Source organism: Pleomorphomonas sp. NRK KF1 (genome assembly GCF_023721755.1).
Taxonomy (GTDB): Bacteria; Pseudomonadota; Alphaproteobacteria; order Rhizobiales; family Pleomorphomonadaceae; genus Pleomorphomonas.
Map to the genome: position 1 here is coordinate 819,992 of NZ_JAMDLH010000001.1, position 13,488 is coordinate 833,479.

A 13,488-nucleotide genomic window follows, 5' to 3' on the forward strand; every position below is an offset into this window, starting at 1 on the left:
TCCCATTGTTTTCACGCAACTCCGGACGCAAAACCGGTTCCCACTTGTGCTGAAGTTGCGCTAGAAGCCAGCGGCGGACGGCTTGTCTCCGCAGGCGTTCAGGGCTAAACAGGGCTCTGGTCGGCAGTTCACCGAGGCGTCGCTGTCCCCCAGGGGGAAGCTAAACCTGCCACTCCGTTTCGGAAGTCGACGGACACTCCTCGCGTGCCCCGCCGCAAGCCAGCGACCAGCGACAGTCAGCAATGATCGGCACGCGCGAGGATAGGTCATGTCCAGAGATATCCTGCCGCTGACGGTACCCGACGTGTCAGCTCTTGCAAAAGCTCTCGGCCGCGAGCTTGCCTTGATAGAAGGCAAACCGGGCCATGTTCAGCTCCTCAACATGCTGGCGCGCGCAGGCGGCTATCGCAACTTCCAGCACTTTCGCTCGGCTGCCACCGCCGAGGATCGCCTCTCCGAACCGCCGCCGGCGCCAGAGCCGGTGGATCACGCCTTGGTCGAGCGCGTGGCGGGCCATTTTGACGAGGAGGGGCTGCTTCTGCGCTGGCCCTCGCGCTACGGCCACCAGAGCCTCGCGCTTTGGGTGCTTTGGTCGCGCCTCGACGCGGGCACCGTCTATAGCGAGTTCGACGTCAGCAGGGTCATCCGAAACAACCATCGCTTCGGAGACCACGCTCTGGTCCGCCGGGCGATGATCGACGTCGGCTTGCTCGTTCGTACGCCGGACGGGCGGGAGTATCGACGGGTCGAGCGAAAGCCGTCCGGTGAGGCGCTGGCGCTGATCCGCCGGATCGCGGCACGCTCCTCCGCCTGACGGCAATCGCTTGAAGGCGTTCAGCCCTTGCGCGCGGCGTGAAGTCGCTCGATCACCAGGTCGAAGTAGCCGTCGGCGTCGATCTCGGTCAGGACGAGCGCGTTCTTCGGCCGGCTCGTCACCGAATGCCAGTCGACGACGGTCATGCCGCGCGTCAGCTCGTCACAGGAGATCTCGACATTGACGAGGCGGCCCTCGAACAGCTCCGGCTTCAGGAGATAGGCCGTGACGGTGGGGTCGTGCAGCGGCCCGCCGTCCATGCCCCAGGCCTTCTCGTCGAAGCGCTTGTTCCACTCGAGAAGGTGGTAGAAGGCCTCCATGTGCGGTCCGCCCATGGCGCGCAGCTTGTCGAGACGAGGCTTCCTGGTGAGCGCCGTGTGGGTGCAGTCGAGCGGGATCATGACGATCGGCGCGCCGCACTCGAACACCTTTTTCGCCGCCTCCGGATCGACGTAAATGTTGTACTCGGCCGCCGGTGTGACGTTGCCGCCCTCCGAGCGGGCGCCGCCCATCAGCACGATGCCTTCGAGACGGGCTGCAAGCCTCGGCTCCCGCGCCATGGCGAGCGCGATGTTGGTGAGTGGCGCGAGACAGCAGAGCGTCACGGTCTTTTCCGGCCGCGACATCACGAGCTCGACGATCTTGTCCGGCGCAAATCCCTCGGCAGCCGTCGCGACAGGTTCTGGCAAGTCATAGCCTTCGAACCCGGTCTCGCCGTGCACGTATTCCGCCGTCTCCAGCGTCCGGACCATCGGTCCTGCGGCCCCGGCGTAGACCGGCACATCCGCCTCCCGCCCCACCAGCTCCAGCGCCTTCAGCGCGTTGCGGGTGGTGTGATGCAAAGGCACGTTTCCGCCGACGGTGGTGATCGCCAGAAGTTCGAGCTCGTCAGGCGAGCCGAGCGCCATCAGGAAGGCGACGGCATCGTCGGGCGACGGATCTGTATCGATGATGATGGACTTGACCATGGAGGGCTCCGAGAAGGCCTGTCGACCCTCGCAGCCTTATCCGTTCAATTACCTACAAGCAACGACGGAGTCGCACGGCATGGCTGCTCAGTCGGAAACGAACAGCTTGCCGTTCGCAAGACCGAGGAGCGTCGCCAGGGCCACCACCAGCAAGAGGAGCGTGGCGATCGCAAGCTGCGCCCACAACAGCCAGTCGGCAAACGGGAAGGGATAGGCTCGCACCAGGGTGAAGAACGCCACGGTGAAGGCCGCCGCCGGAAAGGTGTAGCTCCACCAGGACAGCGCAAGCGGTGCCTTCAGGAAGCGCGGCAGGATGGTGAGGAAGACGATCGCCAGGAAGGCAGCGTAGCCGAACAGCGCGAGCGCCGGCCAGTCGACCTTCCCTTCAAGCGCCACCAGCGACAGAAAGCCCACCGAGGGCGGCGCGAGGAAGATCACGAGCGTCGGCTTGAGCTTCTCGGGAAAGGCCGGTCCGGCCGCGATGCGCTGGAACAACAGCGGCTGCACAGTCAGCCAGAAGATCATGCCGATGCCGAACAGCAGCCAAGACGGCGTGACGAGACCGAGCCGCACCCCGAATACCGGAGCCAGCAGCATTCCGACCAGCGGAATCAGCGTCGGCGGCATCAGCGACATGGGATCGTGGCGGGGTGTCAGCATGAGGCCCCGCACGGTCAGGAGCGCCACTAGGAGATGCAGCACCACGGCGACCGTCCAGGCCCAGAAGGCAGCGCCGGGCTGCGTCGGGATGAGCATGGCCGACACCATCATCAAGCCGATGGTGAACGCACCGGCGAACGCGGCGCGCGCGGGGTGGGCGAGATCGGCGAACAGCGCCCGCGGATGGCGGATCTCACGCCAGATGTGCAGAAGGGTGAGCAAAGCCCAGACTAGAGCCGCGACCGAAAGCAGCGCCTCGCCAGGAAAGGCGGGCACGCCGAAATGGGCCGTCGCCTCGCGCCAGGCGAGACCAAGGCCGCCGATGCCCATCGGTGCGGAGAACAGGGGGAAAGGCAGGTGGGCGATGCGGCTGGGCCGCGCCGGCACGGCCGTCGGCTCCGCTTCGTCGCGGTCGGTTCTGGGAGCGGTCGCCATTTCGTCCTCCAGGCGCGGACGGGAACTTCCGCGACATGTTCCTATTTTCCCACAAGGAGGCTAAGGCTCCGTAAAGCCTAACGGCCCAAGCTTGGCCTTAAGATGCAGCCGGTCGCCCTTGCCAAGCCATCCCGACGCCCCAGTATGAAGGAGGAGCCGGCACGCGATCCGGCCGTTTCCTTCGAGGTGTCCCGATGTCCAACCTGCCCGTCATCACATTCCACGGCGCCGCCGAGACCGTCACAGGTTCCTGCCACATGGTCGAATCCGCCGGGCATCGCATACTGATCGACTGCGGCATGTTCCAGGGTTCCAAGACCGAGAAGGAACTCAACTATCGCGCTTTTCCGTTCGACCCGCGCACCATCGACGCCCTGATTCTGACCCATGCCCACATCGACCACTCCGGCCTCGTCCCCAAGCTGGTGAAAGACGGCTTCACAGGCCCGATCTTCGCGACGGCGCCGACCGTCGACCTCTGCAAGGTGATGCTGCCCGACTCCGCCCATATCCAGGAGATGGAGGTGGAGCAGCTCAACCGGCGGAACAAGCGGCGCGGCCGAAAGGAAGTGACGCCGATCTACTCGCTGCTCGACGCCATGGAAGCGGTGAAACAGATGCGGACGACGCAACTCGGCGACTGGCGCGACGCGGCGCCGGGCATCCGCTTCCGCCTGTGGAATGCCGGCCATCTGCTCGGCTCGGCCTCGGTCGAGCTGGAAGCCGCGGGGGAGGAGCGACCGATCCGCATCCTGTTCTCGGGCGACCTTGGCCCCGACAACAAGCTTCTGCAGCCAAGCCCCGAGGCGCCGACGGGCTGGGACCATGTGGTCATGGAATCGACCTATGGCGACACCGACCGGCAGGAGGTAACGGAAGCCCGTCGCCGTGCGGCGCTCAAGGCCGAGGTCAAGGCAGCCATCAATCCGGACGGCGCGCTTCTGATCCCCTCCTTCGCGGTCGAGCGCACTCAGGAGTTGCTGGCCGATCTGGTTCACCTGATCGAGACCGGCGAACTGCTGCCCTGCCCGATCATCATCGACTCGCCGCTCGCCAATCGGGCGAGCCAGATCTTCCGTTCCTACGCCAGAAGCCTCGATCACGGTGGCCTTCTGCTGCGCGCCTTCGCCTCTCCCCACGTGCGGTTCACCGAAAGCGTCGAGCAGTCGATGGCGCTCGATCAGATGCACGGCTTCCACATCGTCATTTCGGCATCCGGCATGTGCGAAGCCGGCCGCATCCGCCATCGGCTTCGCAACTGGTTGTGGCGGGAGGAGGCGACGGTGCTGCTGGTCGGATATCAGGCGGCCGGCACGCTGGGACGTTTGCTCTCGGACGGCGCCCCGGTGGTCCGCATGAAAGGCGAGCAGATCGATGTCCGCGCCCGTATTCGCAAGCTCGATCTCTACAGCGGCCACGCCGACGGGCCGGAACTCGCCACCTGGCTCAAGAAGCGCCTGCCGGTGACCGGTACGGTGTTCATGGTGCATGGCGAGGAGAAGGCGATCGAAGGCCTCAGGGCCCGGCTTGCCAGCAGCCTCCCCGACGAGCGCCTCGTCGACCCACGCCTTGACGCCTCCTATCGTCTAGACCACGCCACCGCCGTCGAGATCCTGGACCCCGCGAGGACGCCGCGCCTCGATCCGAGACAGGTTGGCCACACCGACTGGCACAACGACTTCCAGGGGCTCCTTCTCGACATCCAGGCGGAAATCGGCAAGGCCGCCGACGAGAAGGCACGCGCCAAGGTCATCCGCCGGCTCAGGGAGGCGCTGGCCGCCGAGTGAGACAAGGAATTCCCCTCGTGGCCGCATCGAGATAGAAGAGGCAGGCGGATGACCGGTCGAGCGCGGTCGATCGTACGCCGTCCTCAATGAAGGAACGATCGTCGATGCCAATCAATGCCTCGATCACTCTCCGAAGCGACGGCTCGTCCTCCGTCAACGGCGATCGCATCCGCCTGCTGGAGGCGGTTGCTCGCGAGGGGAGCATCTCGGCCGGCGCCAAGGCGGTCGGCATTACCTACAAGGCGGCCTGGGACTGGCTCGACGCGCTCGCCAACCTGTTCGGTCAGCCCATGCTGGAGACCCGAACCGGCGGCAGGGCCGGCGGTGGCGCAACGCTCACGCCGGCAGGCGCCAAGGTGATCGAGGCCTATCGCCGCATGGAGGCCGAGATGGCCCGCGTGGTCCGCCTGATCGAACCGGGCCTGGCCGGCAGCGGCATCTCCCCACTCAACCTTTTCTCGGGCTACTTCATGCGAACATCGGCGCGCAACGTCCTTCGCGGCACGATCATCTCCATCGATTCCGATGCCCTCAACGCCGATGTCGCGGTGGCCGTGTCCGGCGAAACCACCATCCACGCCACCGTGACCGCAGGCAGTCTCAGGGACCTCGGTCTGGTCGTCGGTCGCGAGGCCATCGTTCTCATCAAGGCTCCTTTCGTGATGATCGCTCCAGGGACCGAGCCGCCGGCCGTCTCGGTCGCCAACCGCATCGCCGGCCGCATCGCCCGCATCGAGGTCGGCACCGTCAATGCCGAAGTCGTGCTCGACGTCGGCGGCGGCAAGTCCATCGCCGCATCGATCACCGCCCGCTCCGCCCAGTCCTTGTCTCTCGAGGAAGGCGCTCCCGCCTTTGCCCTGTTCGACGCCGGACACGTCATTGTCGCCATCGACTGAGCGCCCGCCATCGGGCGTGGCTGCTGACACATCCGGCCCAGGTAAACTGCCAATGTGAAGCCATGCCCTCCCACCGCGCTTTCCCATCTGGCGCCGACCGGGATTTGGCGCTAAATGTCCGATTGAATCGATTCTATCATCAAGCTTTCTCATCCGGTGATGCGATGACCCAAGTCCGCCTGATCATGCTGATCTTTTTCCTGGAGCCGCTCGTCTTCGGCAACTGGTTGTCGCGTATCCCCGAGGTGCAGGCGGGCCTTGACCTCAGCCCGGCACAGCTCGCGCTCGCCCTTCTGGGCATGCCGATCTCCAACTTGCTGATCCTGCCGTTTGCCGGCCGGATCTGCGATGCCGTCGGCGCCCGCAACCTGCTGATCTCCACCTTCGCCGGCATGCTGCTGATCCTGACCTTGCCGGGCCTGGCCTTCAACATTCCCTCGCTGTTCCTGATCCTCGCCTCCTGCGGCGCCCTGCTGGCACTGGCGGAACTGGCCATGAACGTCGAGGCGTCGCGCATAGAGGCGCAGGCCGGACGACTGATCATGAGCACCTGCCACGGCTGCTGGAGCGTCGGTATCGGCGTCGGCAGCTTCGCCGGCGCCACGTTGGCGACGCTGGGATTGTCGGTCACCCAGGCGTTGGCGCTGTCCGTGGTGGTCGTGCTGCCGATTGCCGTCTGGGCCGGTTTGAAGCTGCCTGCGGCCGGGCCGGTCAAGCCGGCCGCGGCCGACGCGCCAGCACCCTCCTTCTTCGCCATTCCACCGAGGGCACTGCTTCTGGTCTGCATCTTCAGCATCGGTTTCGCCGTCACCGAAGGCGCCATGGGCGACTGGTCGGGCATCTTCCTGCGCGACGAAGCGGGCACGCCCACCGCCATGCTCGGCTATGGCTACGCCGTTTTCGCCGCGCTGCTGTCGGCCGGCCGGTTCGTGGGCGACACGTTGCGCCAGCGTCTCGGCATGGTGGCAATGGGCCGCCTTTTCGTGTCCATCGCCCTCGGCGGCGCCTTGCTTCTGTCCGTCGCCAGCAACTTCTGGATGGGCGCCATCGCCTTTGGCATGATCGGTCTTGGCATCTCCACCGCCTTCCCGATGGCGGTGACGGCCGTCACCTCGATCCCGGGCACGGCGGCCGGCAATGTCGCCATACTCTCGGCGATCTACGTGCTCGGCTTCCTGGCGGGTCCGCTGGTGATAGGCGGCCTTGCCGAGTTCCTCGGAATCCGGGCTGGCCTGATGTTTCTGATCCCGGTCCTGTTCCTCAGCCTGCTGCTCACCGGCTCGCTCCGCCCCGGAGACCGCAAGGCCCCAGTGGCAGCCGAACCGGCAAGCGCCTGAAGACGATCAGGCCACCCGGTTGAGGATGGCGACGAAAAAGCCGTCCGTACCGGTCAGCGCGGGCGTCAGGCGCAGCATCGACCCGTCTCTGCCTTCGATGTGGAGACGGGCGAGTTCCGGCGCCTCCACGCCCGTCACCGTCGCGAAAGCGGCAGCCGCGTCTCCCAGGGCGAAATCAGGTGCGCGAGCCAGGAAAGCGGCGATCTGCTCCTCGTTCTCCTCCGGCAGTACCGAGCAGGTGATATAGACGATCCGCCCGCCGGCCTTCACGAGCTGCACGGCGTTGTCGAGCACGGCCGCCTGCTCCCTGAGGCGGATATCCAGAGCCCCGGGCGCCAAACGCCACTTGGCATCCGGCCGCCGTCGCCAGGTACCCGAGCCGGTGCACGGCGCATCGACCAGTACGAGATCGCTCTTGTCGGCGAGGTCGGCAAGCACATCCTGGTCGCGGCGCGGCTCGCGGATCTGGATGTTGCGGCTGCCGGAGCGGTCGATACGGTCGAGAATGTCGCCGAAGCGGCGCTTGTCGCTGTCGTAGGCGTAGATCTGACCGTGGTTGCCCAGCGCGGCCGACAAGGCCAGCGTCTTGCCGCCGGCGCCGGCGCAGAGGTCGACCACTTGCCGACCACCACCGGCCGCGGCGACAAGCGCCGCAAGCTGGCTGCCTTCGTCCTGAACCTCGAACCAGCCCTTCTTGTAGGCGAGATCGGATGAAACATGCCCGGGGCGAAGGTCGCCGTCGACGGCCGGAATGCGGATGCCGACGGGCGACCAGCGGCAGGGCTCGGCCTTGAGATGGTTGAGCCCGGCAAGCACCTTCTCCCGCTCGCTCTTGAGCGTGTTGACGCGAAGGTCGACGTCGGCGCGTCCCGCCAGCGCCTCTCCTTCCTCGACCACGCGATCACCGAAAGCGCGAGCCAGCGATCCGGCCAGCCACTCGGGATAGTCGCCCTTCACCCAGTCCGGCGCAGAGGCCGGAACGACGCCCTCGGCAAGTGCACGACGCTCGTCGTCGGTCAGCCGCGACGGAGCGAACTTGTCTTCCGAGAACAGCGTGTCGAGCTGGGGTACGCTACGCCCCCACAGGCGAACGGCGGCGGCGAGCGCCAGAGCGCGCGGACTGTCGGAGCCCATGATGGTCGCGAGCGACGCCTTGCGGCGCAATACGTCGAACACCAAATTGCCGATGGCGCTGCGGTCCTTGGAGCCCGCAAAGCGGTGCTTCAGCCCCCAGTCCTTCAGCGCGTCCTGAACCGGTCGCCGCGTGCGCTCGACATCTTCCAGCACCTCGATCGCCGCCGCGATCCTGCCGCCGTCTCTCATAGCGATATCCTTCGGTTACCCGTCCAATCTTGTGGCCGACATATGAATGAGACGGCCGCCGGGGGCAAGCCCGGCGGCCTCTCGACAATGGTGCAATCCTGTTTTCGAAACCGGTGCTTCAGGCAGCGCCGGGGTAGTTCGGGCTCTCGCGCGTGATGGTCACGTCGTGGGCATGGCTTTCGCGCATGCCGGCCGAGGAAATGCGAACGAACCGCCCCTTCTCCTGCAGGTCAGGGATGGTCTTGGCGCCCACATAGCCCATGGCGGCCCGGATGCCGCCCACCAACTGGTGGACGACCGAACCGAGCGGTCCCTTGTAGGGCACCTGCCCCTCGATACCCTCAGGCACCAGCTTCAGCTGATCGCGCACTTCCGCCTGGAAGTAACGGTCGGCCGAACCGCGCGACATGGCGCCCACCGAGCCCATGCCGCGGTAGCTTTTGTAGCTGCGCCCCTGGTAGAGATAGACCTCGCCGGGGCTCTCGTCGGTACCAGCGAGAAGCGAGCCGATCATGCAGGCCGTGGCGCCGGCCGCCAGCGCCTTGGCGCAATCGCCCGAGAAGCGGATGCCGCCGTCGGCGATCACCGGTACACCGGCCTCTTGCGCCGCCGAAACGCCTTCCATGATGGCCGTGAGCTGCGGCACGCCGACGCCGGCGACGATACGCGTGGTGCAGATGGAGCCGGGGCCGATGCCCACCTTGACCGCGTCGGCACCGGCGTCGATCAGCGCCTTGGCGCCGTCGGCCGTCGCCACGTTGCCGGCGATCACCTGCACGTGGTTGGACAGCTTCTTCACCTTGGTGACAGCCTTCAGAACATACTCGGAGTGGCCGTGGGCCGTGTCGACCACCAGAACGTCGACGCCGGCATCGATCAGCGCCTGCGACCTCTCGTGCCCCTTGTCGCCCACCGTCGTGGCGGCGGCAACGCGCAGGCGGCCCTGTTCGTCCTTGGCGGCGTTCGGGTTGAGGCGGGCCTTCTCGATATCCTTGACGGTGATGAGGCCGACGCACTGGTAGGCGGAATCCACGACCAGCAGCTTCTCGATGCGGTGCTGGTGAAGCAGGCGCTTGGCCTCGTCGTGGCTGACGCCCTCGCGCACCGTGACGAGGTTTTCCCGCGTCATCAGCTCATAGACGCGCTGATTGGGGTCGGAGGCAAAGCGAACGTCGCGGTTGGTCAGGATGCCGACGAGACGCCCGTGGGTGCGACTGCCCTCACCGGCATTCTCCACCACCGGAATGCCGGAGATGTTGTGGCCTTTCATGAGGTCGAGCGCCTCCTTCAGCGTCGCCTCCGGGCCGATGACCACCGGGTTGACCACCATGCCGCTCTCGAACTTCTTAACCTGCCGGACATGCTCGGCCTGGGTCTCGACATCGAGATTGCGATGAATGACGCCGATGCCGCCGGCCTGCGCCATGGCGATCGCCAGCCGTGCTTCCGTCACCGTATCCATGGCTGAGGACAGCAGCGGAATGTTCAGCTCGATGCTGCGGGTCAAGCGGGTGCGAACGTCGGTGTCAGCCGGCAGAACCTCGGAGTGCCCCGGCATCAGCAGCACGTCATCGAAGGTCAACGCGTGATCGCCACCGGCGGAGGGAACGAAGAATGAGGCCATGACCAACTCCTTGGGCTCGCAGGCGACGAAATGAAAATAAGCCTGTCCGAAATCGCGTTTCGCGACTCGGGGCAAGCACTCATCACCGAATGAAGTTGGCGGTGGTCTCTACCACGGGCGCGGCATTTGGCAAAGGCAAAAGCGCGACTTTGGTATACTTACGCGAAAGCGCGGACGGATAGCCATTCCACCTGAATCAATGCACGAAGTGAAGTGCGCCGTGCGAGATGCACCGGAATCGCCATGCGAAGCTCAGGAATCAAAGTCTAAGACCATCGGTATTTTCGTTAATCTTATCAATTATTTCCAAAACGTTTCTAATGTACTGCTCGATGAAGAGACGCGGATGTACGATCGGCTCGTCGATGTGCTCGTAGGTCCAGGTCAGGTCGTGAGGAACATGCACGGCATAGGCGCCGGCCTCGAGCGCCGGCAAGATGTCGGAGCGCAATGAGTTGCCGACCATCAGTCCTTTGTCTGCCCCGTCGCCGCGGGCAGCGAACACGCGAGCATAGGTGGAAGCAGACTTTTCGGAGACGATTTCCACCGAGGTGAAGAGATCGGCGAGGCCGGACGCGGCGAGCTTGCGCTCCTGATCGAACAGGTCGCCCTTGGTGATGAGGACAAGCGGATAACGGTCCGCCAGTCTCTCCAACGTCTCGCGCACGTCCGGCAGTAGTTCGACGGGGTGGCCCAACATCTCCCGACCCATGGTCAATATGCTGGCGATCACCGACTGATCCAGGCGGCCGTCGCTCACCTCCAGCGCCGTCTCCATCATCGACAACACGAAGCCCTTGATGCCGAAACCGTAGACGGGAACGTTGCGCTTCTCGACGGCGAACAACCGGCTCGACAGAGTCGCCCGGTCGCCGAAATCTGCAAGGAGATCGAGAAAGCGCCCCTCGGTGTAGCGAAAGAACTGCTCGTTCTGCCAGAGCGTATCGTCGGCATCGAAGCCGAGGGTGGTGACCGCCGTTTGCACCATGTATCGCTTCTCCCTGAAGCGCCGCTGTTGCCGTCGCCCGGAGCTCCGTTTAAGCACTGTCGTGCGCCCCCTCTGCGAGGACCAGACATGCCGATCCGCGCCGTGCTGTTCGACAAGGACGGCACCCTTCTTGACTATCACCGGACCTGGGGACCCATCAACCTCGCGGCCGCCGAGCTTGCGGCAGCCGGCAATCGCGACCTGGCCGATCGTCTGCTCGCCCTGGGCGGCATGGAAAGGGCGAGCATGGTCACCCGTCCCGGCAGCCTGCTCGCCGCCGCCCACACCACCGAAATCGCCGCCGCCTGGGTAAAAGCCGGCAGCCCCCTTCCCCTCGAAGACCTGGTCGAGCGGCTCGACGCGCTGTTCACTGCCTCCGCCGCCGGCTCGGTCCCGATCGGCGATCTCGACGCCTGCTTTTCGATCCTTCGCGCGGCGGGTCTGACGCTTGGCATCGCCTCGTCGGACAACGAGGCGTCCATCCGCCTGATGCTGGACCACCTCGGGCTTGCCCATCACGTCGCCTTCGTCGCCGGCTATGACAGTGGTCATGGCGTGAAGCCAGGACCCGGCATGGCGCTCGCCTTTGCCGAGGCGCTCGGCCTGGAGCCGTCGGAGATCGCCGTTGTCGGCGACAACAGCCATGACATCGACATGGGACGCAGCGCCGGCGCCGGCCTTGTCATCGGCGTGCTGAGCGGAACCGGCGATGCCGCCACGCTTGAACCCATTGCCGACGCCTGCCTCACCGACATCGGCGAGCTCCCGGATTTCCTCGCGTCCCGCAGCGCAAGCTGACACGGCGGCATCGTCGCGAGTTTGGCGTTGACTCAGGCGCCCCACCGCGCGAAGTCTCGGCCGCCTTCCCGCACAGCCAAGGAGTCTCCACCATGCAGCCCGGACGCGACATTTCCGTCCTGATCGACATCATGGCCCGGCTGCGCGATCCAAAAGCCGGCTGCGCCTGGGATATCCAGCAGACCTTCGAGACCATAGCGCCCTACACCATCGAGGAGGCCTACGAGGTGGCCGAGGCAATCACCCGGGGCGACCGGCACGACATCTGCGACGAACTAGGGGACCTGTTGTTGCAGGTGGTGTTCCACGCCCGCATGGCCGAAGAGGAAGGTACCTTCGCCTTCCCTGATGTCGTGGAAGCGGTCACACGCAAGATGATCCGTCGCCACCCTCACGTGTTCGGACCGGAGGAGGCGCGCACGCCGCATCTCGTCAAGGGACTGTGGGAGAAGATCAAGGCCGAGGAAAAGGCCGAGAAGGCGGCACGCCATGGCGGCGAAATGCCTGGGAGCCTGCTCGACGCCGTATCGGTGGCCATGCCGCCGATGCTGAGGGCCGTCAAGCTGCAACAAAAGGCCGGAACGGTCGGCTTCGACTGGAACGATCCGCACGCCGTTGTCGCAAAAATCCGTGAGGAGCTCGACGAGCTGGAAGCGGAGTTGGATCGCGCCGACAGAGAGGAACTCGACAAAGCCGAAGCGCGCGCTTCAATCGAGGCTGAACTCGGGGACGTACTGTTTGCCCTCGCCAACCTTGGCCGACATCTCGATATCGATCCGGAAGCGGCGGTGCGGGCGACCAACGAAAAGTTCAGGAAGCGCTTTTCCTACATCGAACGGAAGCTTGAAGAAACCGGACGACGGCCGGCAGAGGCGACGCTCGATGAAATGGAAGCCCTGTGGCAGGAAGCCAAAAGCGAAGACTGACGACAGTCACTCCCACATAAAGCAAAACCCGGCTCGGAGGCCGGGTTTCACAATCCTCTCGGGGCCGGACCGTCTTCGAGCCTGCGGCTCGTGGTCCGGGGCAACTGGCGCGCGATCCCGATCACGGGATCGATGTGGCGACGCTCAGAAACCGGCATTGCGGAACATCCCACGGTCAACGGCGCGCTGACGATACTCGAGGTCGATGCGGTCGGTGGCCTCGTTGAGGTAGGCAAGCTCGCGTTCGGCAGCGGTGGCGGGGCGAAGGGCACGAGCGGCCTTGCGAAGGTGAGTGAACATTCTTTCTTCCTTTCGATCCACGAACCGCCGGTTTTGCTTCAGGACCCAGCGATCCGTTCCTCTGTCCTGACAGTCATGAAGATAATACATTCTGTACTTTGGACCAGATCGAATGTTGCATGCCGCGCATGCATCCTGCGAATTGGTCTCAATAGATTTTCTTTTGCAGGGTTTCAGAGAAACTTCATTTCACTTTGGCCCACCAGGAAGATCTTAACGAGCCATTAATGCGCCAGAACCTTCGTCGGAGCAGCCGCCGAGCGTTGGTGAGAAAGGTCGACGCCGAAACGACAAAAGCGCCCGGGCCATCAAGCCTGGCGGGCGCTCGTCATAAGGTCAGTAACTGCGTCTCGGGAGATCCAAGCCCTGGGGTTTGCCTGGTCATCCTCCGTCGACATTGCGCCAGCGTCGAGACACGCTGGCCTTTTGTCTTATTATTCAGCCACTTATATCAGAGACCGAGATTCCGGTTGCGACGGAACAGACCACGGTCGACTTCACGCTGGCGAAGCTCGAGGTCGATGCGATCGCCAGCCTCGTTGAGGTACGCCGCTTCGCGTTCGGAGGCGCTGATGGAACGGATGGCCTTCTTCAGGTTGGCAAACATAGCTGCATCCTTTCTTGGGTGCCGC

13 protein-coding genes are annotated in these 13,488 nt (G+C 64.9%); 6 read left to right on the plus strand and 7 right to left on the minus strand.

The features are described from left to right. Positions 1-268 precede the first annotated feature (268 nt). Positions 269-814: a DUF2087 domain-containing protein gene (locus M4J39_RS03805; protein WP_251726457.1), complete on the plus strand. Its 546-nt coding sequence runs from the start codon at positions 269-271 to the stop codon at positions 812-814. Between the two features lie 20 nt (positions 815-834). Here the strand turns inward: M4J39_RS03805 and M4J39_RS03810 are convergent, their stop codons facing one another. Together M4J39_RS03810 and M4J39_RS03815 are read right to left on the minus strand one after the other, a co-directional pair. Further along, complete coding sequence (locus tag M4J39_RS03810; RefSeq protein WP_251726458.1) at positions 835-1,782, minus strand: nucleoside hydrolase; 948 nt, start codon at positions 1,780-1,782, stop codon at positions 835-837. Positions 1,783-1,869: 87 nt separating this feature from the next. Continuing rightward, positions 1,870-2,877, minus strand: coding sequence for an SLAC1 anion channel family protein (locus tag M4J39_RS03815; protein WP_251726459.1), 1,008 nt, complete (start codon positions 2,875-2,877; stop codon positions 1,870-1,872). A 194-nt stretch (positions 2,878-3,071) separates the two neighbouring features. Here M4J39_RS03815 and M4J39_RS03820 point away from each other — a divergent pair, with 194 nt between their 5' ends. The 3 genes from M4J39_RS03820 to M4J39_RS03830 all read left to right on the plus strand — a co-directional run bounded on the left by M4J39_RS03820 (position 3,072) and on the right by M4J39_RS03830 (position 6,897). Next, positions 3,072-4,664 carry an MBL fold metallo-hydrolase gene (locus M4J39_RS03820; RefSeq protein WP_251726460.1) on the plus strand — a complete coding sequence of 531 codons (1,593 nt, stop codon included), beginning with the start codon at positions 3,072-3,074 and terminating at the stop codon, positions 4,662-4,664. Between the two features lie 104 nt (positions 4,665-4,768). After that, the gene (locus M4J39_RS03825; protein WP_251726461.1) at positions 4,769-5,560 is read left to right on the plus strand and encodes a TOBE domain-containing protein; all 792 of its coding nucleotides are present in this window, start codon (positions 4,769-4,771) and stop codon (positions 5,558-5,560) included. Positions 5,561-5,724: 164 nt separating this feature from the next. Then, positions 5,725-6,897, plus strand: a complete 1,173-nt coding sequence (locus M4J39_RS03830) for an MFS transporter (RefSeq protein ID WP_251726462.1) — start codon at positions 5,725-5,727, stop codon at positions 6,895-6,897. A 6-nt stretch (positions 6,898-6,903) separates the two neighbouring features. Here the strand turns inward: M4J39_RS03830 and M4J39_RS03835 are convergent, their stop codons facing one another. The 3 genes from M4J39_RS03835 to M4J39_RS03845 all read right to left on the minus strand — a co-directional run bounded on the left by M4J39_RS03835 (position 6,904) and on the right by M4J39_RS03845 (position 10,832). Then, entirely contained in the window at positions 6,904-8,220 is a 1,317-nt protein-coding gene (locus M4J39_RS03835; protein WP_251726463.1) for an RsmB/NOP family class I SAM-dependent RNA methyltransferase, read from the minus strand. A gap of 118 nt (positions 8,221-8,338) precedes the next feature. Further along, positions 8,339-9,844 (minus strand): IMP dehydrogenase, encoded by a 1,506-nt coding sequence (gene guaB / locus M4J39_RS03840; RefSeq protein WP_251726464.1) that lies wholly within the window; start codon positions 9,842-9,844, stop codon positions 8,339-8,341. Positions 9,845-10,103: 259 nt separating this feature from the next. Beyond that, complete coding sequence (locus tag M4J39_RS03845; protein ID WP_251726465.1) at positions 10,104-10,832, minus strand: HAD family hydrolase; 729 nt, start codon at positions 10,830-10,832, stop codon at positions 10,104-10,106. A gap of 87 nt (positions 10,833-10,919) precedes the next feature. Between M4J39_RS03845 and M4J39_RS03850 the strand changes: the two genes are divergently transcribed. Both M4J39_RS03850 and mazG read left to right on the plus strand, forming a co-directional pair. Further along, entirely contained in the window at positions 10,920-11,630 is a 711-nt protein-coding gene (locus M4J39_RS03850) for an HAD family hydrolase (RefSeq protein ID WP_251726466.1), read from the plus strand. A 92-nt stretch (positions 11,631-11,722) separates the two neighbouring features. Next, entirely contained in the window at positions 11,723-12,556 is an 834-nt protein-coding gene (gene mazG / locus M4J39_RS03855) for a nucleoside triphosphate pyrophosphohydrolase (RefSeq protein ID WP_251726467.1), read from the plus strand. A gap of 144 nt (positions 12,557-12,700) precedes the next feature. Here mazG and M4J39_RS03860 read toward each other — a convergent pair whose 3' ends face one another. Next, the gene (locus tag M4J39_RS03860; RefSeq protein ID WP_251726468.1) at positions 12,701-12,856 is read right to left on the minus strand and encodes a DUF3563 family protein; all 156 of its coding nucleotides are present in this window, start codon (positions 12,854-12,856) and stop codon (positions 12,701-12,703) included. Between the two features lie 451 nt (positions 12,857-13,307). Further along, the gene (locus M4J39_RS03865) at positions 13,308-13,463 is read right to left on the minus strand and encodes a DUF3563 family protein (protein WP_251726469.1); all 156 of its coding nucleotides are present in this window, start codon (positions 13,461-13,463) and stop codon (positions 13,308-13,310) included. Positions 13,464-13,488 lie beyond the last annotated feature (25 nt).